Consider the following 22,610-nt stretch of genomic DNA (forward strand, 5'->3'; position numbering starts at 1 on the left):
GTGTCCAATTAGATAAATACATGAATAGATCGATATTTTTTATTTTAAGTATATTACTTACTTCACAGTTGTTTGCTCAAACAACTCCAAAATGGAATGTTGAAAAACCTACGGGACCTTCAAAATCATTAACATTCCAAACCAATGAAGGAACATGGATGAATCTGGATGTAAGTCCGGATGGACAAACGATTGTTTTTGATTTACTGGGTGATATCTACAAAATGCCCCTTACCGGAGGAAAAGCTGTTTTACTTGCAGGAGGTATGGCGTCGGAAGTACAGCCAAGGTTCAGCCCTAATGGAAAATTCATTTCCTACACAAGCGATAAAGATGGCGGTGATAATATATGGGTCATGAATGCTGACGGATCTGGAAAAAGGGCAATTACAAAAGAAAGTTTCAGACTCCTTAATAATGCTGTCTGGACCCCAGATAACCAATACCTGATTGCCAGAAAACATTTTACCAGCGGCAGATCATTGGGAGCAGGTGAAATGTGGATGTACCATATTGCAGGAGGTGGTGAGGGTGTACAGCTGACAAAAAGGAAAAATGATCAGCAGGATGCTGGAGAACCTGAGATCTCTCCGGATGGGAAATTTGTCTATTTTTCTGAGGATGTAAGTCAGGGTCCCAATTTCCAATACAATAAAGACCCAAATGGCGAAATTTACAATATCCGTCGTTTAAACCGATTAACAGGTGAAATTGAAACGGTTGCAGGTGGCAACGGAGGTGCTATTCGTCCGGAGATCTCACCTGATGGTAAATTTCTTGCCTTTGTTAGAAGAGTGCGTTTGAAATCGGAGTTATTTATACAGGATCTGCAGACTGGTGAAGAATGGTCTGTTTACGATAACCTTACCCACGATATGCAGGAGGCATGGGCTATTTTCGGACCATACCCAAATTTTGCATGGACTCCCGACAGTAAAAACATCATTTTCTACGCTCAGGGAAAGATCAGGAATCTTGAAGTTTTAACCCAATATTTGAGTGAAATTCCATTTGATGTAACTGTTAATCAAACCATAACGGATGCTTTGCATTTTGAACAAAAAGTATTCAGTGAAGAGTTTGATGTAAAAATGATCCGTCAGTTAGCTACATCTCCGGATGGTAAAAAGGTTGCGTTTAATGCTGCAGGATTTATATATCTTAAAAATCTGCCGAATGGCAAATCTGAACGTATTTCAACGGGTAATGAATTTGAATTTGAACCCGAATTTAGTCCGGATGGTAAATTTCTGGTCTTTGTTAAATGGAGTGATGAAAACCGTGGTTCCATCATGAAATTAAGTCTGAAGGATACTATTTTAACAAAAATGACCCCTGAAAAGGGATACTACTATAGTCCTAAGTTTTCAAACAAGGGAGATAAGATCGTATACAGAAAAGGTGTAGGAAATGATGTGTTGGGATATCCGTTCGGCAAAAATCCAGGAATTTATGTTATACCAACAGAAGGTGGAACTCCGTTGAAAGTACTTGACAATGGTATAAGGCCGATCTTCAGTTCTGATGACGGCCGAATATTTTTCCAGAGTTCTGAGGGAGGTAAAAAAGCATTAAAGAGTACTGATCTTAATGGTGGAAATATCCGGACTCATTATACTTCCACTTATGCTAATTTATTTAACCCAAGCCCTGATGGCAAGTGGATCGCATTTACTGAATTATTCAATGTTTACATAACTCCATTAACTATCACCGGCACCCCTCTTGACCTTTCATCAGGAAACAAATCCTTACCATTAACTAAAGTAAGTAAAGATGCAGGGACATATATTCACTGGAGCAAAGATTCACAACGGCTAAACTGGACTCTGGGTTCACGCTATTTCTCAAAAGAAATTAAGAATTCTTTTGCATTCCTTGGGGGAGCAAGTGACAAGGCGAATCGTGCTGACACCTTAGGTATAGATCTGGAACTTAAATTAAAATCAGACAAACCAGAAGGAAAAATAGCAATAACAAATGCCAGGATCATTACCATGAAGGGAGATGAAGTAATAGAAAACGGCACTATTGTGATTGAAAACAATAAGATCATTGCGGTTGGAGCCAAAATAGCTATTCCGGATGATGCAAAATTGATCGATGGAACTGGAAAGACCATTATGCCGGGTATTGTTGATGTGCATAGTCATTTAAGAGCAAGCTATGATGGTGTTTCACCGCAGCAGGATTGGAGCTATTTTGCAAATCTTGCTTTTGGAGTAACAACATCACATGATCCATCTGCCAATACAGAAATGATCTTTAGTCAGGCAGATATGGTGAAAGCCGGAACTATGGTTGGGCCAAGGGTTTATTCAACAGGCACCATTTTATATGGTGCTGATGGCGACTTTAAAACAGTGGTTAACAGTCTGGAAGACGCGCGTTCAGCACTCAGAAGAATGAAAGCTGTTGGTGCATTTTCTGTAAAATCATACAATCAGCCGAGGCGTGAGCAGCGTCAGCAGATCATTCAGGCAGCAAGAGAATTGCAAATGGAAGTAGTCCCTGAAGGAGGATCAACCTTCGTTCATAATATAACTCATGTTCAGGATGGCCATACCAGTCTGGAGCATAATATCCCTCCTGCTCCACTTTACAAGGATGTGAATACATTATGGAATAAGAGTACAACATCTTATACTCCGACCCTTATCGTAGCTTATGGGGCACAATCCGGCGAAAACTATTGGTACGATAGAACCAATGTTTGGGAAAACGAGCGTTTATTAAGCTTTACCCCAAGAACGATCATTGATTCCAGATCCAGAAGAAGAACTACCTCAGAATTTGCCGATTATGGTCATATACAAGTTTCAAGGGCAGCAAAAGTATTACAGGATGGCGGCACAAAAGTTAATCTGGGTGCACATGGACAACTTCAGGGCTTGGGAGCGCATTGGGAATTATGGATGTTTGCACAGGGAGGTATGTCTGCGCTTCAGGCAATCAGAAGCGCAACATTAAATGGAGCCGAGCATTTGGGCATGGGAAAGGAAATTGGCTCCTTAGAAAATGGCAAACTGGCTGACATGATCATTCTGGATGCTAATCCCCTGGATGATATCAGAAACACTGAGAAAATTAAATATGTGATCATTAACGGCAGAGTTTATGATTCAGCAACGATGAACGAAACTATAAGCAGAGAAAAATCGCGCAACCTCTTCTGGTGGCAGATGAGCAGGTCTGAAAGCTTCACTATTCCACAGGGAAATGTTGAAACATATACATTTACTCATCCGGAATGTGATTAAAACACAAGTTTAAATAGATTTTAACGCTGACAGAATTCAAAAATCTGTCAGCGTTTTTTTATTTAAATATTCTGGGCAATAACAAAACCACTCGACCAGGCCCATTGAAAGTTATATCCGCCAAGCCATCCTGTAACATCGACGCACTCACCTCCAAAATATAATCCGGGAACCTTTTTTGATTCAAGTGTTTTTGAGGAAAGTTCATCCGTTGCCACTCCACCCCTCATCACTTCCGCCTTATCGTATCCTTTGTCGCCTGCCGGTTTAACATCAAATTTATGAATCTGCTGATCGATCAGTAGTAAGTCTTCCCTGGTCAATGAAGCAAGGTTCTTCTCTACAGGCAAATATTTGTCAAGTGCATCTGCAAATTTTCGGGTGAAAAGGTCTGAAAGAAGTCCCAGAAGTGTTTTTCGGCCATTAACCAGCTTTTGTGACTGAATAATTTCAGTGATATTATCATTTGGAAGCAGGTCTATCCTGATCTGCTCACCTGGTTTCCAGTACGATGAAATTTGCAGTATAGCCGGTCCACTCAGGCCCCAATGCGTGAATAAAATATTTTCTTCGAAGCTTATTTTGTCATTAGAAACCCTGCAAAAAATCGAATTACCACTAAGCTTTGCATACCAATCGGCATCCTTTCCTGTAATAGTAAGAGGGACTAATGCGGGAGCCGTTTCGGTTATTTTCATTCCGAATTGCCTCGCTACTTTCAAACCAAAGTCAGTTGCACCCATTTTGGGAATTGGCAAGCCACCGGCAGCAATTACTACACTGGGAGCAATTACTTCTTTAAGTTTATTGGCAAGAGTATAAGTGATCTTAAAATCACCCGACTCCAATTTCACCACCTCTTTAACTTCAGCATTAGTAAGGATCTTTTGCCCGAGGTCTGCACAAAGTGATTCAAAAACACGAACAATATCTTTGGCATTATTACTCTCCGGGAATAACTGACCCAGCGTCTTTTCCTGTCCGTTTATACCATAAGTTTCAAAAAAACTGATCGTATCTTCAACAGAATATTGCGAAAATGCTGACTTACAAAAATGAGGATTCGCTGAAATAAAATTAGATTCTCCGGAATACAGATTGGTATAATTACACCGTCCTCCACCCGAAATCAGGATCTTGGCTCCAACTTTTTCATTCTTTTCAAGTATCAAAGTTCTTTTGCCTAGATATCCGGCCTGCACCGCACACATTAGTCCGCAGGCTCCACCACCAATAATTACAGCATCAAAAGTATCTCCCATATTCATCGCAAAGATAAACCGATAAGTTTAGGAAAATCTATTCTTTAAAGCAGCAAGTTTTATCGCGATATCTGTCTCAGGCTCAGCTATTGCTTTTTCAACCTTTTTAACAAAAGGTTTATGTTGAATAGCTGGCTTTGGTCTTGGTTCTGCCTTTTCATCAGATTTCATAGAGAGAGCTATACGTTTACGGGCAATATCCACCTCTGTAATCTTTACCATCACTTTCTGGCTCACCTTAACCACTTCATTTGGATCCTTAATGAATTTGTTTGACATCTGGCTCAGATGCACCAAACCATCCTGATGAACACCAATATCCACAAAAGCACCAAAAGCTGTTATATTAGTTATTATTCCAGGGAGGATCATTCCTACATGAAGATCTGTAATTGCATTAATTCCATCAGAGAAACTGAATGCCTCAAATTGATCTCGCGGATCAAGACCTGGTTTAGCCAATTCATTCAGGATATCATTCAGAGTCGGGAGACCAACAGTTTCACTGATATAATCCTGAAGCTTAATTCTCTTTCTTAGCTGATCATCTTTCATCAGATCCTCCAGCTTACAGTTAAGATCCTTGGCCATTTTCTCAACCAATGAATAGCGTTCCGGATGTACCGCACTGCTGTCAAGAGGATGCTCAGCATTGCGGATCCGAAGGAAGCCTGCAGCCTGTTCAAAAGCTTTTTCGCCCAGTCGTGGTATCTTTTTAAGGTCGTTCCTTCGTTTAAAAGCACCGTTCTTATTTCGATATTCGACTATGTTTTGGGCAAGCTGCGGACCGAGGCCCGATATATAGGATAAGATCTGTTTAGAAGCTGTATTTAATTCCACGCCGATTGCGTTCACACAACTGATCACTGTATCATCCAGAGAGCTCTGAAGCTGATTCTGATCTACATCATGCTGGTATTGCCCTACTCCTATTGATTTTGGATCAATCTTAACCAATTCAGCCAATGGATCCATTAAACGGCGTCCAATTGAAACAGCTCCCCTGACAGTAATATCTTTATCCGGGAATTCCTCTCTGGCGACATCTGATGCAGAGTAAATTGATGCACCGCTCTCGTTCACCATTACAATGATAAGATCAGGGATCTGTAAGCCACGTACAAAGGTTTCTGTTTCGCGGCCGGCAGTTCCATTGCCAATGGCTATCGCCTCAATTTTATATTTTTCTGTCAAGAATTTAACTGTTTTACCAGCCTCCTTCAATGCCTCATTCCCATTATGGGGATAAATATTTGTATTTTCTATCAATTGACCCTGCTCATCCAGGCAAACCAGTTTACATCCCGTACGAAATCCCGGATCAATAGCCATAATTCTTTTTTGCCCTACCGGGGCAGCAAGCAATAACTGACGTGCATTATCTGCAAAAACCCGGATAGCCTCTGTATCTGCAAGCTTCTTTGTGAATAACCGTATCTCTGTCTCCATCGATGGCCTGATCAATCTTTTGAATGCATCTGCTGCTGCCTGACGGACCTGCTCTGAGGAGGCATTCCTGCCCTTAACAAAAAATGAGTCAATAATGGTGATTGCATCATCTTCTGGCACTTCGATATCAAGTGTAAGTATAATTTCTTTTTCAGCCCTTCTTAAAGCCAAAATACGGTGAGAAGGCGCTGTTTTAACAGACTCTGTCCAGTCAAAATAATCTTTATATTTCTGTCCCTCTATTTCCTTGCCTTTGATCAATTTTGAATGAAAACTGCCCTTTTGAAGGAATAGTTCCCTCATTTTACCTCTCACATCAGGTTGCTCAGCCATAAACTCTGCAAGTATGTCCCTCGCTCCGGATAAAGCATCTTCAATTGTTAAAACTGCCTTTTCTTCATTTAAATATTTTAGTGCTTCCGCTTCAAGATCAGCAGAATTTTGTTCCATAATAAAGTCTGCTAGCTTCTGCAGCCCCTTTTCTCTGGCAACAGAGGCTTTTGTTTTACGTTTGGGTTTGAATGGGAGATAAATATCCTCCAGATGGGTCATCGTTTCAGCTTCAAGGATCTGTTTTTCAAGTTCAGGTGTAAGCTTTTCCATTTCATTCATGGATTTCAGAATGGCCTCCCTTCTCTTATCAAGTTCAATTAGCTGTTGATTTCTATCACGGATAGCCGCAATCTGAACCTCATCCAGACTTCCTGTCATTTCTTTGCGATATCGCGCAATGAAGGGCACTGTTCCGCCTTCTTCTAGCAAATTTATGGTTACCTGAACCTGTTTTTCTGTTACAGAAAGTTCAGCAGCTATTTTTTTGTTCTTACTAATGGTCATAAGGTATCCCGTATTTAACAGCGAATTTGAGGCTATCTATTCTAATTTCAAAAAAAGCTTATCCACAATGGTCAAATAAAAATTGAAAGAAATAAATATCCCTTATTGAAGCAGTTAAATCAAATATTTATAAATTTGAACAATGAACGAAGCCTCACAAATATCCGAGTTCGGTAAAGTATTTATTTATCTGATAATGGGTGTCTTATTCGTTCTTTTTACATTTTTTCTGGGCTGGCTCGTGGCCCTTAAAAAACCCAACCCAGAGAAACTAAGTTCCTATGAATGTGGTGAAGAGCCTACAGGAAGCTCCTGGATACAATTCAATTCACGGTTTTATGTTATTGCACTTGTTTTTCTCTTGTTTGATGTTGAAATGGTTTTTATTTTCCCCTGGGCAACAGTTTTTGGACAAGAGGTATTATTAAATGCAGACCCCCGATGGGGCTGGTTAAGCCTGATCGAAATGTTCATTTTTGTAGGGATACTATTGATCGGATTGGTTTATGTTTGGAAAAAAGGTGATCTAAACTGGATCAGACCTGAGCAGTTATTACCCGCTGCACCAACAAAAATTTCGTTTTCAGTGTATCAGGCTCTTAATGATGAAAAATATCAAGTTAAAGAATTTGCTTTAAATAATGTTCTTGTTGAGCCAGAAAAGATACAGACAGCTGCAAATCCTTCATCTTTCAAACCGGCATTTAAACCTAAATTTAAAAGACCTGCAGAGTGAGTTTAGAAATCAAAAATGAAAACGGGTCTGTTTTGGTTGTTAAAGTTGACGATCTGCTCAACTGGGCTCGTTTATCTTCCCTATGGCCAATGAGCTTTGGGATTGCCTGTTGTGCCATAGAAATGATGGGATCAATGGCTTCGACCTATGATCTGGATCGATTTGGAGTTTTCCCACGTCCCTCCCCACGACAGTCTGATGTAATAATAATAGCAGGAACTGTGACTTTTAAGATGGCAGAACGCATCAAGAGGCTTTATGAGCAGATGCCGGAACCTAAATATGTGATCTCCATGGGATCGTGCTCCAATTGCGGAGGCCCTTATTGGCAGCATGGTTATCATGTTGTTAAGGGCGTTGACCGTATAATCCCTGTTGATATTTATGTACAGGGTTGTCCGCCCAGACCAGAAGCATTAATTGGGGCGATCATTGAATTACAGAAAAAAATAGAGCAGGAAAGTCTGCTGAACAGTTAAAATCTCGAATCAGAACGCGTTTTCTGAGTATAAATTAGGAATAGTTAATTCATGAAAGCCAGAGCAAATTGGATATTCTCACAGATTTCGCCTAAACTTGTAGGCATATGAAAGCATTTTACGGTGACTTGAAACTTGGAATATTAGGTGGCGGACAATTAGGACGCATGCTGATACAGGAATCAATTAATTTCAACATCAGCAGCTTTGTTTTGGATCCGGATAGCAATGCTCCCTGTAAAGACCTTTGTGAGAAATTCGTTCATGGTTCACTTACAGATTATGATGCCGTTTATAATTTCGGAAAAGAACTGGATATCCTGACCATCGAGATCGAGAAAGTAAATGTTGACGCCCTCGAACAATTGGAAAAAGAAGGTGTTAAAGTCTATCCTCAATCAAATGTGATCAGATTGATCCAGGATAAGGGTACCCAAAAACAGTTCTTTAAAGACAACAATATCCCAACAGCAGCCTTTCAATTATTCGGTAATAAGGAAGAGCTATTATCAGCTAATATTCCATTCCCCTATATTCAGAAACTTCGTCGTGATGGCTATGATGGAAGAGGCGTAACTACGATTAAGAGTGTCGATGATCTTCAAAAAGCATTCAATGAGCCTAGTCTGATAGAAGAACTTATTCCTTTTGAGAAAGAATTAGCTGTAATAGTGGCAAGGAATGAGAATGGTGAAGTTAAAACCTTCCCATGTGTTGAAATGGAATTTAATCCGGAAGCAAACCTGGTTGAGTTTTTAATCTCCCCTTCAACTTTAGATTCTGAAATACTGCAAAGAGCTGATCAACTGGCTGTGAAGGTAGCGGAAGACTTGAAGATCGTTGGAATTCTTGCTGTTGAGCTGTTCCTTACCAGGGATGGTGAAATTCTTGTGAACGAGATCGCACCCAGACCACATAATAGTGGCCACCAAAGTATAGAAGGCAATTATACCTCACAATATGAACAATTACTGAGAGCCATATTCAATTTACCTTTGGGTGATACACGTACAATCAGTAATGCTGTAATGATCAATCTGCTTGGTGAAAAGGGTTTTGAGGGCGCTGCAAAATATGAAGGTTTAAATGAGGCTCTTGCCCTTGATGGAATTTATCTCCATTTATATGGTAAGAAAATAACTAAGCCATTCCGGAAAATGGGACATGTTACTATCCTGGATGATGACCGTCAGAAAGCCATTGACAAAGCTAGATTTGTTCAGAACACTATTAAAGTAAAATCATAGTTAAAATTCATAAGTATTTAATATACAGATATTAAAAAGTAATAAAATGAGTGCTACTTCAAATTCAAACAATAAGAGCCAGGTAGGTATTATCATGGGAAGCAAGTCTGACCTGAATATAATGCAGGATGCCGCTGACATTTTAAAAGAGCTTGGTGTTAGTTTTGAGATGACTGTAGTATCTGCACACCGCACTCCTGAAAGGATGTTTGAATATGCTAAATCAGCATCTGACAGAGGCTTGAAAGTTATCATTGCAGGTGCTGGCGGAGCAGCACACTTACCTGGAATGGTGGCTTCTATCACTCAACTTCCCGTTATTGGGGTACCTGTAAAATCATCTAATTCTATAGATGGTTGGGATTCAATCCTATCAATTTTGCAGATGCCTAACGGAATCCCTGTTGCAACTGTTGCTTTAAATGCAGCAAAAAATGCAGGCATCCTGGCGGCACAGATCTTAGGAACATCTGATACCGAATTATCCCAACGGCTTCTTAACTATAAGGAAGAGTTAAAACAAAAAGTAGAAGAAAGTGCAAGGGAAATGGAGAGCTAATCCGCAAAATTATCAATTTGGAGCTTATGTTGCCTGGTTTGAGGAGTGAAATCTGCCTTACCCAGGCAATTATCTTTATAAAATCCAATAATTAACTATAAATTAAATACCTGAGCATGCATATCATATATACTCTAATTCCACCTTGGATTTTCAGGAAAGTTCGCAATATGGGCATATTTTGGTCCGAGTCCGATGACTACCTCACGCCATAAATTCTCTTCATCTTCAACGAATATCACTTCAGAATCAAATTTATCTGTCACCAGCCAGGAATTCTCCTTCATTTCATTTTCCAGCTGACCTGCACCCCAACCAGAATAACCGATAAAAAATTTAATTTCATCATGTTGCAGCTCGTTATTTTGTATCAGTATTTTTAAAGTTTCAAAATTCCCACCCCAGAAAATTCCATCTCTGATCTCTATGCCACTTTTTAACTTATCATAGCACCTGTGAACAAAATGAAGGCTATCATTTTCCACAGGACCTCCAATAAAGATCGGGAAATTGGCCCATTTAATATCAGAGATTAAGTCATTAAGCAACAAATTACTTCGTTGGTTTAATACAAAACCAACGGCACCTGAAACTGCAAATTCAGTTAGTAGTACGACTGATCTTTTAAAGTTCGGATCTATCATAAAGGGCTCGGACACGAGCAGGGCTCCATTCCTGGGTTGAATCGGGCTTATCATAGGGCAATTTTAATGTTAATTATCTGACAAATAATATCAAACAGATTTTTTCCATATTTATTATTACCGATCTGAATTTATTACCTGCTGCGTTAACAATGGAGGCGGCATCCCCACCTACCCTAAGGTAGGCTTTTTGGCTTTTCAGGGCAAAAAGATAAAACATACAGCGTGTTAAAACGCCCAAAAACATCTTTCCTATATTTTAAAGCATTATTATTGCTTTAAATTAGATTAATACAATATACGGCTAATAATTATTGAAATAATAGAATAACAAGGTTCAATTGTTAAGTTTGCAATTAATTATACTTATCGGGTAATTGTCCGGATAATTAATTTGTAATATGTCAGTAGAAAAAGAAACATTAGAAAATCTTCGCCAGGAATATAGTTCTGAAAAATTATCCGAAAAGGATGTTGCTAAAGATCCGATAAAACAGTTTGGGCATTGGTTAAAGGAAGCTATGGAAGCAGGGGTATATGAACCCAATGCAATGACCCTTGCAACCACCAGCATCGACAGAAAACCTTCTGCACGCATAGTTCTTCTAAAGGGCTATGAAGAGAGAGGTTTCATGTTCTTTACCAATTACCTGAGTGCAAAAGGTAAAGAAATGGCAAAAAACCCGGTAGTTGCTCTAGTATTCCATTGGGCCGAATTAGGTCGGCAGGTACGTATTGAAGGAACTGTTGAGAAATTAACCAAGGAAGAATCTGATCGTTATTTTCATAGCAGACCAAAAAGTAGCCAGATCGGTGCCATTGTTTCACCTCAGAGCCAGGTAATCGATGGAATGGACGAATTGGAGAAGAACTGGAAAGAAACTGAAGCCCGTTATGACGGTAAAACTATTCCAAAACCTGCATTTTGGGGTGGATACCTTGTAAAACCTCAGGTTATTGAATTCTGGCAGGGACGACCAAGTCGCCTGCACGACAGAATAATCTTCAAAAAAGCAGATAAAAAGACCTGGAAAATAGTTCGTCTTGCACCCTGACAGAAATTATGAGTTTTGATGAAATAAAAAGGCTTTTATCAGAAAAATTCGGGTCTGATGTGATCATGGATATTCAATCAGGCGGACTTCAGCCTGCATTGATTATCAAACCTGAACTAATTGTACCTGTTTGCGAGGAATTAAGGGATAATAAAAACACCTGGTTTGACTTTCTTTCTTGTTTAACTGGTGTTGATCATGGAGTTGAGAACAATAAATTCTCTGTGGTTTACCATCTTGCTTCCATACCTCATAAACATCAGCTGGTATTAAAAGTGATCATTGATCATGATAGAAATACTTCAACATTGCCAACTTGCAATACAGTTTCAGGAGTCTGGAAAACAGCAGAATGGCATGAACGTGAGGCTTTTGACCTTTTAGGAATACAATTCGAAGGGCATCCTGATTTACGAAGAATTCTACTACCTGATGACTGGGAAGGTTATCCGCTCAGGAAGGACTACATTGCCGCAGAGGAGTATAAAGGAATAAAAATAAAATAGTAGAACCCCTATTGACCATTGAATAAAATCATGCAGGTAAAAAAAACCAGATATGATCAGTTAACTGAGAATCTCCAGCCAGAGGAGATGATCATAAATATGGGTCCGCAGCATCCGTCAACACATGGTGTTTTACGCCTTGAACTAATCACTGATGGGGAAATAGTCAAAGAAGTGATCCCGCATATGGGATATTTACACAGATGTTTTGAAAAACACTGTGAAAGCCTTACCTACCAGCAAATAATCCCTTTTGTTGACAGGATGGACTATTTAGCCTCTATGAACAATGACCATGCCTTTGTAATGGGAGTTGAACGTATGATGGGAATTGATAAAGATATCCCCAAACGAGTTGAATACATTCGCGTTTTAGTGTGCGAACTTAACAGAATCGCTTCACACTTGATAGCAATAGGTACGTATGGGATCGATATAGGCGCATTTACTCCTTTCTTATGGTGTTTCAGAGATCGGGAGCATATTATGAACATGCTTGAATGGGCATCAGGTTCCAGAATGCTCTATAATTACATTTGGGTAGGTGGTTTATTCTATGATCTTCCTGTAGGTTTTGAAGAGCGCTGCCGTGAATTTGTTAGCTACTTCAAACCCAAATTGACAGAACTGAATCAGTTACTTACAGATAATCAGATATTCATTTCCAGAACTGCTGGTGTTGGGATCCTTCCACTTGATGTAGCCATTAATTATGGTTGTTCAGGGCCTATGTTGAGGGGGTCAGGGTTAAAATGGGATCTTAGGCGGACAGACGAATATTCGGCTTATCCCGAACTGGAATTTGATATTCCTGTTGGCAAGGGTGAGATGGGCAAGAGCGGAGATTGCTGGGACCGCTATAAGGTCAGAGCGGATGAGGTATCAGAATCCATCAGAATTATTGAACAATGTCTTGACAGGCTTCAAAAAGAGCTTAAACGCGGACCTGAATTTGACCCAAGAGCAAAGCTGCCTAAAAAGATAATACCAAAAGAGCAGGATTTCTACATCCGGGCAGAGAATCCCAGAGGGGAACTGGGATATTATTTTATTAGTGATGGGAAAAGCGAGATCCCAAAACGGGTTAAAGCAAGAGCTCCAAGTTTCAATAATCTTTCTGTTTTACCTGAAATTACCCGGGGCGTCTTGATTGCAGACCTCGTAGCTATATTAGGATCTGTAGATATTGTTCTTGGTGAGGTTGACAGATAAGATATGCTCTAAGTAGAGCTCTATACACAAATAAGCTAAAGCAATTGTGAATTAATAAGTTCCCTGCTTTACAATTTCAGTCTGGAGTTGCTCTTAATAAACCTTAACCATATAAACGAATGGTTCCAGTTTTTTAAACTGATCTTTTCTGCTTAATCCAGATAAGCTGTTACGTTTGCTTATGATTAACTTCTGATCTAATGAATCCTGAGGAATAGCCTCGATTGACTTCAGTATATAAGTTGATTTAATAGCAAAAGCTGCTCCATCGACCTGAGTTTGTTTTCCATTGATTATTCCAATGATGTTACCACGGTTGTCAAGCAACGGGCCTCCGCTATTTCCAGGGTTTACAGGAATTGAAACCTGGTAAGCGACTGTATCACCCGCATAACCATTTTTTGAACTCAGGTATCCTTTACCAAAAACCTGATCATCTCTGGGAAAGCCTATAGTGAATACATCCTCTCCAACATCAGAAACAGTCTTTTTAAAGGTATAAGGTAATATATCCAGATCCTTAAAAGCTGGATCCGTGATTTGCAGGACAGCCAGGTCATAAGTTGGATCGATGTAAATCATTTTAGCTTTAAATGCTTCACCTTCTGAATTTTGAACATAAACAGAATCTGCACCCTGAACAACATGGTAATTAGTTACCACATAGCCATTGGAAGATAGAGCAAAGCCTGTCCCACCAAACTGACCGGGATTAGCCGGACCTGTTGATGGTTTATCATTAATGTTTTTGATCAGAGCGTTCTGAGATTTTTTGATACTATTTATTTCTCTACGCAAAAGGCTGACATTTGTTGAGATCGTTTTTGAGAAATATCCGGTAGAAAGAAGTGTGCCGCTAACTGCAATAAGCGCTACTGTAGCAGCAATTGCGGTGTTGATCCTGTATTTTTTCCACATTCTCCTGATAATTGGTGCTTCAGGAGCTACCTGACTCTTAAGATCGTAGATATCCAATGATTCATGAATTGCATTCATTTCAGATGATAATTTCATCCTGTCTGCATAATCCGTTAAATGGAGAACCAAATTCTGTTGTTCAACAACTTTAATATCGAATGCAGGATCTTCTACCCTTTTCTTTTCAAAATCAGCTATTTCAGAATCCGTTAATTCCCCTCTCAGGTAGGCATCAATTTGATTGGTCAATTCTATATCGCTCTTCATCATTTTTTATTTAAGCTTGAAAAAATAGTTTTTTCAAGCGTTGCAGGCATTTATATTTCTGAGTTTTGGCATTATCAGCATTGGTATACCCAAACTTCTCACAGATTTCCTGCATAGATCTGCTCTGCAAATAATAATCTTCAATAATGGTTTTACAAGGCTCTCCTAATTGATTAAGTGCCAGTTCCATCACTCTAAACTGTCTGTCCTTTTCTTCATGTCTTTCCAGGTCATCTTCAACAGGGATAAACTCAGAAAAATCCTCTATGTTTCTTAATGTCTTGCTTTGTGCATTTAATCGCTTAAGCCATAACCTTCTGGAAACAGAATATATGAAAGTTTTAAGCTTACTGTTAAGCTCGAAATTTCCACTTTTAACTTTATTATAAAGGACGATAACAGACTCTTGAAAAACATCCTTTGCATCATCTTCGTTCCCACTATTATTTAGCACCAGTTGCAGCACCATTGGGAAATACGTTACATACAAACGATTCAGTATTTCTTTTGAGTCATTCAGTATCCCTAAAATAATTTCACTATCTGCTGGGCCTGAACTTTTTATCTCTTTTTTCACTATTAATACTTTTTATGCGGAATTGTAACCCAATGATAGGGAAAATATTTTTTTATTTTTTTTGAATCTTAAGGGTTACCTTTTAATGAATGGGGTATTAAGTGTAAATTATTTAAATATATTTAAACACTAAACGATGAAAAATTCTTTCAAATTCGGTTTCTTAGCTTTAGCTATTTCTTTATCAGTTGCTGCTTGTAACTCAAACAAAACTGAAGAAGCTGCTGTTGATTCAGTTGCTGTTGATTCTATGGCTGTTGATTCAGTTGCTGTTGATACTGCTGCTGTTGATTCAGTTGCTGCTGCTGATACTTCTGCTGCTAAGTAATCAATTCAAAATTTACAAAAGCCATTCAGGATTTCCTGAATGGCTTTTTTTATTTGCAATAATCCATAATGGCAGGTTAAAGCAATAATTTTATAAATATTATCTCCAAAGGAAATTCAATTTTATATTATCAAACAGATGAAGCATGCAGTAATCAGAATTCTTTCATTATGAATTTCTATTAAGAGGTGATTAAGTATTAGTAATTCCCTAATTACATTTCCATTGGTGTCCGGTTAAATTAAGGAATGGCAAGAAATCTTCATTTATGCTATTAAATGGGGTGCATTATTAAAAATTTCGAAAAGCGAGCCCCCCTATAACCTTGCCTCCCTCTGTCGCCGGGTGGGCTCGACACTTTTGAAGGCCAAAAGTGCCCAAAAGCCTTCTTCAATCCCTAGGTGCCTTTTGTCACAAGACCACCACACATCAAAAAAAAGTGATCGCTGCTTTTGGGGGAAATCAAAATATGAAAGCCGTCCGGATATGATCCCAAAATCTAATGCTCGGAAGTGTTATTTGAAAGAAACTGCATCTGTTTTTTGATTTTTCCGGCACTGGGGATTGAATCGTTCTTCGGTTCCGTTTATCTGATATGAATAGTAGCTGGGACAGTGCGATGGGTAACAACCGTTCATGCAGATATCGGCCTCCTGGGATTTGGCAGTAAAGGCTCGCTTTATCCTTGCATTAACGATCATAAACCACTGCCTTTAAGTAATCCGGAGAAGTGTTGCAGATCCATTCATATATTTCACTTCCCTTAACACGGCTTGGATTACACCGATAGGATAAAGTGTGCTTTTACAACAAATACCGGGAAGCCGCGGCTCTTTTGCTTACTTTTCCAGCTGAAGGGAAAAGTAAGTGCCCTCTCCTGCGGCAGGAGCGGGATGATTTCAATTTTAATTGATCATTTACATTTTTATCAGGACGCTAGTGATTACATTTTTAACAAAAAAAAACGGGCCCTGTAAACAAGGCCCGTAATAAATAAACAAAAGATTACGCTATTTGCTTACTCTTTTTAAACCAGCCTTTAATACGTTTAGAATTTGAATCTCCAATTAGTAACATACATGGCACAAGAATCAATGTCAGGAATGTTGCAAATCCTAACCCAAATATCATTGTCCAGGATAACGGTCCCCAGAAAGCTACATTGTCACCCCCAAAATAAAGGTGGGCATCAAAATCACTAAAAAGGGTAACAAAATCCATATTTAGACCTACAGCTAAAGGAATAAGACCAAGCATTGTTGCCGTAGCTGTAAGCAATACAGGTGTCATCCTGGTTCTGCCTGCTTCTATAATAGCCTCTCTTACATCCATCCCTTGTTCTATCAGCAGATCTGTAAATTCAACTAACAGGATACCATTTCTTACCACAATACCTGCTAAAGCCACAATACCCACTCCTGACATTACAATTGACATTTCCATTCTGAAAATTGTCACACCTAGCAAAACTCCGATAATACTTAACACAATTTCACTCAAAATTATAAGTGGTTTGGTTATCGAATTGAATTGGGTAACCAGAATGATCAGGATAAGTCCTAATGAGATCATTAAAGCCGTTCCAAGAAACAGCATTGTCTCTTGCTGCTCTTCCTGCTCCCCTGCCATTTTCACTTCAATTCCTGCAGGTGCCTTAAACTGGGTAATTTCACGCTGAATATCAGCAACTACTTCATTTGGATTATAGTCGCCAAGTACATTAGAAGATAGAATAATGATCCTTTTTTCTTGTTTTCGTTTTATTCCACCATAGGTGTTTACATAATCAATGGATGCAAAAGATGAAAGCGGTACCTGACGAATTATTCCACCCATACCCATATCCCGGTAGGTAACTTTCATATTTCGAAGTGCATCCAGGTTATTTCGCTGACTTTCATTGGCCCGAAGATTAATTTCATAATCTTCATTTGCATCACGAAATTTTGATACTTCCTTGCCGAAAATTGCAGTACGCAGGTCCATTCCTATCTGCCCGCTGGATATTCCTTCGCGGTTAGCACGTTCACGATCAATATCAAAAATGATCTCAGGCTTATTGTTTTGAAAATCAGATTTTAACTCTTCAACACCCGCAATTTGCCTTGTATCAAGATATTGTTTCAGATCTTCAGATACTTTAACGAGCGAATCGAGATTGTTTCCAGTGATCTCGATACTGATCGGCTTGGCAGTTGGGGGTCCACCCTGCTCCTGTGCAACTGTAATTTCAGCTCCGGGAATTCCCTTAACTGCCTCCCTTATCTTATCCAGATAAGTGGAAGTACTTTCACCTGTACGTTTTCCAAATTCAGCAAATGCTACTGTCACCTTTCCCATATTCGGGTATTGACCCTGATCTTCACTTTGAGGGTCAGTTACACCAATGGTAACATTAGATATTATTGAAGTAACGTCCTTATTGTCTTTACCTACAACCTTTGTTACATCTGCTTCAACTTTCTTTAGCACCTCATTAGTATATGCCTGATCAGTACCAACAGGAAGCTGGACATAGACATAAACAAAATTGGGATCTCCCTTAGGAAAAAACACAATTTTGGGAGGAACAATTGAGATAAGTATTAAGGTGAAGACAAATAGACCAACAGTTCCCCATAGTATTGCTCTTGGCCAGTTTAATGCCTTTCTAAGTAAGCCTGCATATTTCGCCTGAGCACGAGGCCAGACGTTCGTTTGAAAATTCCTGATCGTATTATTTAAGTAAAAATGATTCAGGAGATATAATAAAGAGATAAAAACGACCAGATTTCCAAGTCCGAAATTTATGAGATATCCAATTAATGCAACTCCACCAAAAATAAGCAGGGTACGAATCACACCTTTATCAAAACCGGGTTTTTCAGTTGAATGATCTTCCGGCTGCATGAAATCAACAGCAAAAACAGGGTTGATTATATATGCAACCAGCAGAGAAGCCAAAAGAGTTATGATCAGGGTCATTGGAAGGAAAAACATGAACTCTCCAATAACTCCCGGCCAGAAAAGCAAAGGTACAAATGGAGCAAGTGTTGTCAGAGTTCCTGAAAGAACTGGCATAAATACCTCTGCAGCAGCTATTTTTGCAGCCTTCTTAATAGGCACTTTTCCATTGTCAAATATCCTGTGCGTATTTTCAATTACAACAATAGCATCATCAACTACTATCCCCAATCCCAAAAGGAAAGAAAACAATACCATCATATTCATCGTGAAATTGAATCCCATGATCCCTCCTAATGCCGGCATAGCCATAAAGGCAATGAACATGGAGAGAGGCACTGATAAGGCAACAAAAAGAGCGTTTGTAATGCCCATGAAGAACATCAGAATAACAGTTACCAGGATAAACCCGATAATGATGGTATTGATCAGATCATGCAGTGTAACTCTTGTTCTGTTGGATTGATCGCCGGTAACAGTTACATTAAGATTTTTGGGCAATTGTCCTTGCTTCATCTCCAGAATAAGTGCATTGATCTTATCCGAAGCATCAATCAGGTTCTCACCACTTCTTTTCTTTACGTTAAGTGTAATTACATTCTTCCCATATAAACGGGCATAGCTTTCCTGCTCCTTGAATGAATCCTTTACTTCGGCAATATCTCTTAAATATAAAGATGAACCCGTGGGAGTTTTAATGATCAGATCAGATATTTCATCGGCACTGGCAAATTCCTTTTTAACGTTCAATGTTCTGCGAACCCCATCCATCTTAATGGTACCGCCAGAAATAGTCAGGTTTTCATATCCAACAGCTCGTTCAATATCTCCAAAGGAGATCTTAGCAGCAGCCATCTTATTCAAGTCAGCATTGATCTGAACTTCCTGCTCAAGAGCACCGATGATATCGACACCAGAAATTTCTTTCAGGCTTTCTACCTGGTCCTGTATATCTTCCGCGTACTTTTTAAGGCTTTTCAGATCATAGTCTCCAGAAATATTCAGATACATGATCGGGAGATCAGACAAATTAATATCCTGCACATTGGGATCACTAGGGAGATCATTTGGCAGATCCTGTCTTGCTTTATCTACAGCATCCTTTACCCTTTGCTTTGCATCTTTTATATCTACATTAGTATTAAACTCAGCTGTAATTATCGAGAAATCCTGATAAGAATTAGAGGTTATTTTCTTTAGACCAGGAGCAGATTTTAATTGTTTTTCAATCTGCTTTGTAACAAGATTCTCCATATTGGCTGGAGAAGTACCGGGATAAACGGTCTGAACAAATATTTTGGGTATGATTACCTCCGGAAAATTTTCCTTTGGCAAGCCCACATAGGAGAAATAACCTATGACAGAAATAATAACGGTCAGTACATAAATTGCTGTCCTGTTATCAATTGCCCAACTGGAGGGTTTAAATTCTTTATTTTCGTCTTTCATCTTATTCTATAATGTATGACCCTGATTAATTAGATTTTATCAAATCACCAGGACTTAAACCATCCATGCCTGCAACAATCACCTTATCACCTGCCTTGATACCTGATAATATTTCAGCACGGCCTTCAGATATTTTACCTGTCTGAATATTAACTCTCTTTGCTTTTCCGTTTTCAGAAATAAAAACATAATCGCCAACCTCTGCCTTTTGAATTGCAATAACCGGGATAACCAGCGCCTTAGAATTCTGATAATCGATTATTTTAAGAACTGCAAGCATGTTTGGACGGTAATTCCGGTTTGAAGGAAGCTTAATTTCAACATTAAAACTTCTGGAAACCGGATCTATGGTTTTTGAGGCAAAGGAAATCTTAGTCGAAACAGTATCCGGAACATCAGGCAAAATTACCTGGACATTGTCACCCTGGTTTACACGGCTGGCATAAGATTCAGCTATCTGTGCCTTAGCTGTTAATTTATTTGCATTTACAACCCGAATGCCAGACATTCCAGGCATAACTGCCTGACCTACTTTCAGATCCATAGCATCAATGCTGCCTGATATTGGAGACTTAATTTTATACATTGACATCTGAGATCTCAAAGTTGCAATACGACGCTCTGCAGCATCTTTTTGAGTTTTGGCACTCAAATACTGAACCTCTGTTCCAATTTTTTGATTCCAGAGATTCTTCTGTCGTTCAAAAAGCGTTGTCGCAAGCTCAAGCTGGGTTTGTAGTTCTGAAATATTCTGGCGCAACACCTGATCATCTATTTGTGCCAATACCTGACCCTTAACTACGTTCTGTCCGATATTTGCAAATACCGCAGTTACAACACCCTGAGCTTCCGGATTAACCTGAACATTTTCTTCTGCATCGATCTTACCCTGCACTTCAAGATAATTCTGAAATGAGCTTTCAGTAACTTCCAGAACATTCACATCTTTTACATCATTGGCTGCAGCGGCAATGCCAACTTCACTTTCAAGTTTTTCTATTTTTGCATTAAGTTCCGTTCTCTCCTTTTTTAAGGCGTCAAGTTCAGATTTCTTGTCGGTGGGTTTTCCTCCACAAGAGGCCAAAAAAACGGCAGCAGAGATGAATATTATTTTCTTCATTTGTGTTTAATTTTTGATTTTAATTATGTCAAGACTGGCAGCAATTCAATAATGAGTGCTATTAGTATATATTTTTGCTGGATATTAATAGACAATTTTACCTAAGGCTCTATCAACATTAACCTTATTTATCAGAAGATCATATAAGGCGTTGATGTAGTTATTCTGTGATTCCTTTAAAGAGGTTTCAGCTGTTGTTACTTCGATACTCGAACCAACTCCCTGCTCGTATTTGATCTTTGTTACTCTTAATACCTCTTGAGCTAATTCCATATTGCGCTTTTGATTTTCCAATGATTTCAAACCATTACGATAAACCGTTTGTGCCTGTTCAACTTCCAGATTGATCCCATTTCTAAGGTTAACAAGGTTATTTTCGGTCTTTAAAACTTCCAGCTTAGCATTACGAACCTGATATGTTTTTATGCCTCCTGAAATGAGTGGAACTGACAGACGAAATCCAATAACTGTTGTTGGAAAACTCCTGTCCATTAAGCTTAAAAATTCATTTGACTGCAAACTTCTTGAAGTGCTTCCAAAAGCAGACAGAGATGGCAGAAACAAACTTTTATATCTTTTAAGATCTAGTTCATTCAGCTTTTTCTGAGTTTCCAGCAAAGAATATTCGATTCTGTTTTGGTAAGCGGTAGTATCTCTAACTGCTATCGACTCTTCAACCTGCAAGCTTCCTATCGAATCTTTTAGCGCCAGTTTGAATTGAATGTTCATACCCATTTGAAATTTCAACAGGTTCACGTTCAGCTCCAATAACCTGATCACATTTCCACGTTCAGTTTCAAGGTTATTATTCAATACTGTTAATCTATCCACATCGATCTTTTCAACAAATCCGTTCTTGAAAAGTGCTTCAGTATCATTTAAAGATTTCTTTAATCGAGCCATGTTGGCATCAAGGAGACTTAACTGCTCGTTACTGACCAAAACCGAATAATAAGCCTTCGTTACTGCCACTGCTGTTTCAATGCGGCTACGTTTCAAATTCTTATTGGAAAGCTCCTTAAATGTTTTGGAAGCCTGTAAGCCTACCAGATAGGACCCATCAAATAACAACTGATTTAATTCCAAACCAAAAGAGGATTGATATTGAACACCGAACTGTACAGGAACCTGAGTTCCTGGCTGCCCGAAAAACTCTCCCGGTAATAAATTAGTCGGCACCTTTAGGAAATCCTGAAAGTTGACATTTCCATTAACCTGAGGTAAACCAATACCAATTGTTTGTTTAACAGTATTTTTGGCGATTTCTTCATCAATGGTTGCATTCAAAACCGAGGTCTGGTGATTTTGTGCATAATCAATAGCTTCTTTCAAGCTAAAACTTGCCAGAGAATCAGTTAATTGCGCCTTGACTGATACCACAGAAAAAAGGCAAAAAATTAAGCTTAGATATTTATATTTCATATTTATTTTATTCTTCTTCTATTATTTCCTTGTATTTATTAATCAATTTATGGCCTTTTAAAGTGCAGATACCATATAGAAAGTGTTCTGTTAATTCGGCCATTACCTGTGCTAATCCATATTTTCCATTTGTATACGCCGATGAATTACTAAAGATCAGATCAATTTGCTCTAATCGCATTTGAGTAAGTATATCTGTCTTTATATCCTCCCGATAATATCCTTCATTAATTCCCCTTATTAACTTAACGTGAGTTCGATATAAGGCTTATTCAAGTTAAAAAGAAAGTTGTAGGGATTTGGTTTGATCAAACTCAAACTGTGATTTGATGGAAGGCTT

Annotated in this window: 18 protein-coding genes; 9 read left to right on the top strand and 9 right to left on the bottom strand. The window is 38.9% G+C overall.

Translation table 11 applies throughout. The features are described from left to right. The first annotated feature begins 20 nt into the window (after nucleotides 1-20). The gene (locus BLR27_RS11885; protein WP_090705156.1) at nucleotides 21-3,260 is read left to right on the top strand and encodes an amidohydrolase family protein; all 3,240 of its coding nucleotides are present in this window, start codon (nucleotides 21-23) and stop codon (nucleotides 3,258-3,260) included. Between the two features lie 62 nt (nucleotides 3,261-3,322). On the opposite strand, the gene BLR27_RS11890 is transcribed toward BLR27_RS11885, so the two are convergent. Then, entirely contained in the window at nucleotides 3,323-4,522 is a 1,200-nt protein-coding gene (locus BLR27_RS11890; protein WP_090705194.1) for a BaiN/RdsA family NAD(P)/FAD-dependent oxidoreductase, read from the bottom strand. Nucleotides 4,523-4,549: 27 nt separating this feature from the next. Continuing rightward, nucleotides 4,550-6,808, bottom strand: a complete 2,259-nt coding sequence (locus BLR27_RS11895; RefSeq protein ID WP_090705158.1) for a Tex family protein — start codon at nucleotides 6,806-6,808, stop codon at nucleotides 4,550-4,552. Between the two features lie 142 nt (nucleotides 6,809-6,950). On the opposite strand from BLR27_RS11895, the gene BLR27_RS11900 reads away from it, so the two are divergent. From BLR27_RS11900 to purE, 4 genes are all read left to right on the top strand, one after another. Beyond that, entirely contained in the window at nucleotides 6,951-7,544 is a 594-nt protein-coding gene (locus tag BLR27_RS11900) for an NADH-quinone oxidoreductase subunit A (RefSeq protein ID WP_090705160.1), read from the top strand. Continuing rightward, nucleotides 7,541-8,023: an NADH-quinone oxidoreductase subunit B gene (locus tag BLR27_RS11905; protein ID WP_090705162.1), complete on the top strand. Its 483-nt coding sequence runs from the start codon at nucleotides 7,541-7,543 to the stop codon at nucleotides 8,021-8,023. The genes BLR27_RS11900 and BLR27_RS11905 overlap by 4 nt, the downstream gene beginning before the upstream one ends. A gap of 107 nt (nucleotides 8,024-8,130) precedes the next feature. Then, a complete protein-coding gene (locus BLR27_RS11910; protein ID WP_090705163.1) occupies nucleotides 8,131-9,270 on the top strand; it encodes a 5-(carboxyamino)imidazole ribonucleotide synthase in 1,140 nt (379 codons plus the stop codon). Between the two features lie 46 nt (nucleotides 9,271-9,316). Beyond that, nucleotides 9,317-9,829 carry a 5-(carboxyamino)imidazole ribonucleotide mutase gene (purE, locus tag BLR27_RS11915; RefSeq protein WP_090705164.1) on the top strand — a complete coding sequence of 171 codons (513 nt, stop codon included), beginning with the start codon at nucleotides 9,317-9,319 and terminating at the stop codon, nucleotides 9,827-9,829. 134 nt (nucleotides 9,830-9,963) lie between these two features. Here the strand turns inward: purE and BLR27_RS11920 are convergent, their stop codons facing one another. After that, a complete protein-coding gene (locus BLR27_RS11920) occupies nucleotides 9,964-10,527 on the bottom strand; it encodes a YqgE/AlgH family protein (RefSeq protein WP_090705166.1) in 564 nt (187 codons plus the stop codon). 347 nt (nucleotides 10,528-10,874) lie between these two features. Between BLR27_RS11920 and pdxH the strand changes: the two genes are divergently transcribed. The 3 genes from pdxH to BLR27_RS11935 are packed head-to-tail and all read left to right on the top strand — an operon-like array spanning nucleotide 10,875 to nucleotide 13,246. Beyond that, the gene (pdxH, locus tag BLR27_RS11925; protein ID WP_090705167.1) at nucleotides 10,875-11,528 is read left to right on the top strand and encodes a pyridoxamine 5'-phosphate oxidase; all 654 of its coding nucleotides are present in this window, start codon (nucleotides 10,875-10,877) and stop codon (nucleotides 11,526-11,528) included. Between the two features lie 8 nt (nucleotides 11,529-11,536). Further along, nucleotides 11,537-12,034 (top strand): NADH-quinone oxidoreductase subunit C, encoded by a 498-nt coding sequence (locus BLR27_RS11930; protein WP_090705169.1) that lies wholly within the window; start codon nucleotides 11,537-11,539, stop codon nucleotides 12,032-12,034. Between the two features lie 30 nt (nucleotides 12,035-12,064). After that, entirely contained in the window at nucleotides 12,065-13,246 is a 1,182-nt protein-coding gene (locus BLR27_RS11935; protein ID WP_090705170.1) for an NADH-quinone oxidoreductase subunit D, read from the top strand. Between the two features lie 93 nt (nucleotides 13,247-13,339). Here the strand turns inward: BLR27_RS11935 and BLR27_RS11940 are convergent, their stop codons facing one another. Continuing rightward, nucleotides 13,340-14,434: a S1C family serine protease gene (locus tag BLR27_RS11940; RefSeq protein WP_245704499.1), complete on the bottom strand. Its 1,095-nt coding sequence runs from the start codon at nucleotides 14,432-14,434 to the stop codon at nucleotides 13,340-13,342. 7 nt (nucleotides 14,435-14,441) lie between these two features. Then, entirely contained in the window at nucleotides 14,442-15,008 is a 567-nt protein-coding gene (locus BLR27_RS11945) for an RNA polymerase sigma factor (protein ID WP_090705172.1), read from the bottom strand. A gap of 136 nt (nucleotides 15,009-15,144) precedes the next feature. On the opposite strand from BLR27_RS11945, the gene BLR27_RS11950 reads away from it, so the two are divergent. Then, entirely contained in the window at nucleotides 15,145-15,336 is a 192-nt protein-coding gene (locus tag BLR27_RS11950) for a hypothetical protein (protein WP_090705174.1), read from the top strand. Between the two features lie 1,005 nt (nucleotides 15,337-16,341). Here the strand turns inward: BLR27_RS11950 and BLR27_RS11960 are convergent. The 4 genes from BLR27_RS11960 to BLR27_RS18530 all read right to left on the bottom strand — a co-directional run bounded on the left by BLR27_RS11960 (nucleotide 16,342) and on the right by BLR27_RS18530 (nucleotide 22,451). Then, nucleotides 16,342-19,728 (bottom strand): efflux RND transporter permease subunit, encoded by a 3,387-nt coding sequence (locus BLR27_RS11960; protein ID WP_090705178.1) that lies wholly within the window; start codon nucleotides 19,726-19,728, stop codon nucleotides 16,342-16,344. 25 nt (nucleotides 19,729-19,753) lie between these two features. Beyond that, complete coding sequence (locus BLR27_RS11965; protein WP_090705180.1) at nucleotides 19,754-20,848, bottom strand: efflux RND transporter periplasmic adaptor subunit; 1,095 nt, start codon at nucleotides 20,846-20,848, stop codon at nucleotides 19,754-19,756. An 84-nt stretch (nucleotides 20,849-20,932) separates the two neighbouring features. After that, nucleotides 20,933-22,270, bottom strand: coding sequence for a TolC family protein (locus BLR27_RS11970; protein WP_090705181.1), 1,338 nt, complete (start codon nucleotides 22,268-22,270; stop codon nucleotides 20,933-20,935). Between the two features lie 7 nt (nucleotides 22,271-22,277). Further along, entirely contained in the window at nucleotides 22,278-22,451 is a 174-nt protein-coding gene (locus BLR27_RS18530; protein WP_176767687.1) for a hypothetical protein, read from the bottom strand. Nucleotides 22,452-22,610: the final 159 nt, after the last annotated feature.

Source organism: Daejeonella rubra (assembly GCF_900103545.1).
Taxonomy (GTDB): Bacteria; Bacteroidota; Bacteroidia; order Sphingobacteriales; family Sphingobacteriaceae; genus Daejeonella; species Daejeonella rubra.

Coding starts and splice junctions, on each gene's coding strand:
- BLR27_RS11950 (WP_090705174.1), top strand. CDS start 15,145: ATGAAAAATTCTTTCAAATTCGGTTTCTTAGCTTTAGCTATTTCTTTA.
- BLR27_RS11960 (WP_090705178.1), bottom strand. CDS start 19,728: ATGAAAGACGAAAATAAAGAATTTAAACCCTCCAGTTGGGCAATTGAT.
- BLR27_RS11965 (WP_090705180.1), bottom strand. CDS start 20,848: ATGAAGAAAATAATATTCATCTCTGCTGCCGTTTTTTTGGCCTCTTGT.
- purE (WP_090705164.1), top strand. CDS start 9,317: ATGAGTGCTACTTCAAATTCAAACAATAAGAGCCAGGTAGGTATTATC.
- pdxH (WP_090705167.1), top strand. CDS start 10,875: ATGTCAGTAGAAAAAGAAACATTAGAAAATCTTCGCCAGGAATATAGT.
- BLR27_RS11930 (WP_090705169.1), top strand. CDS start 11,537: ATGAGTTTTGATGAAATAAAAAGGCTTTTATCAGAAAAATTCGGGTCT.
- BLR27_RS18530 (WP_176767687.1), bottom strand. CDS start 22,451: ATGCGATTAGAGCAAATTGATCTGATCTTTAGTAATTCATCGGCGTAT.
- BLR27_RS11910 (WP_090705163.1), top strand. CDS start 8,131: ATGAAAGCATTTTACGGTGACTTGAAACTTGGAATATTAGGTGGCGGA.
- BLR27_RS11920 (WP_090705166.1), bottom strand. CDS start 10,527: ATGATAAGCCCGATTCAACCCAGGAATGGAGCCCTGCTCGTGTCCGAG.
- BLR27_RS11935 (WP_090705170.1), top strand. CDS start 12,065: ATGCAGGTAAAAAAAACCAGATATGATCAGTTAACTGAGAATCTCCAG.
- BLR27_RS11890 (WP_090705194.1), bottom strand. CDS start 4,522: ATGGGAGATACTTTTGATGCTGTAATTATTGGTGGTGGAGCCTGCGGA.
- BLR27_RS11970 (WP_090705181.1), bottom strand. CDS start 22,270: ATGAAATATAAATATCTAAGCTTAATTTTTTGCCTTTTTTCTGTGGTA.
- BLR27_RS11895 (WP_090705158.1), bottom strand. CDS start 6,808: ATGACCATTAGTAAGAACAAAAAAATAGCTGCTGAACTTTCTGTAACA.
- BLR27_RS11940 (WP_245704499.1), bottom strand. CDS start 14,434: ATGATGAAGAGCGATATAGAATTGACCAATCAAATTGATGCCTACCTG.
- BLR27_RS11885 (WP_090705156.1), top strand. CDS start 21: ATGAATAGATCGATATTTTTTATTTTAAGTATATTACTTACTTCACAG.
- BLR27_RS11900 (WP_090705160.1), top strand. CDS start 6,951: ATGAACGAAGCCTCACAAATATCCGAGTTCGGTAAAGTATTTATTTAT.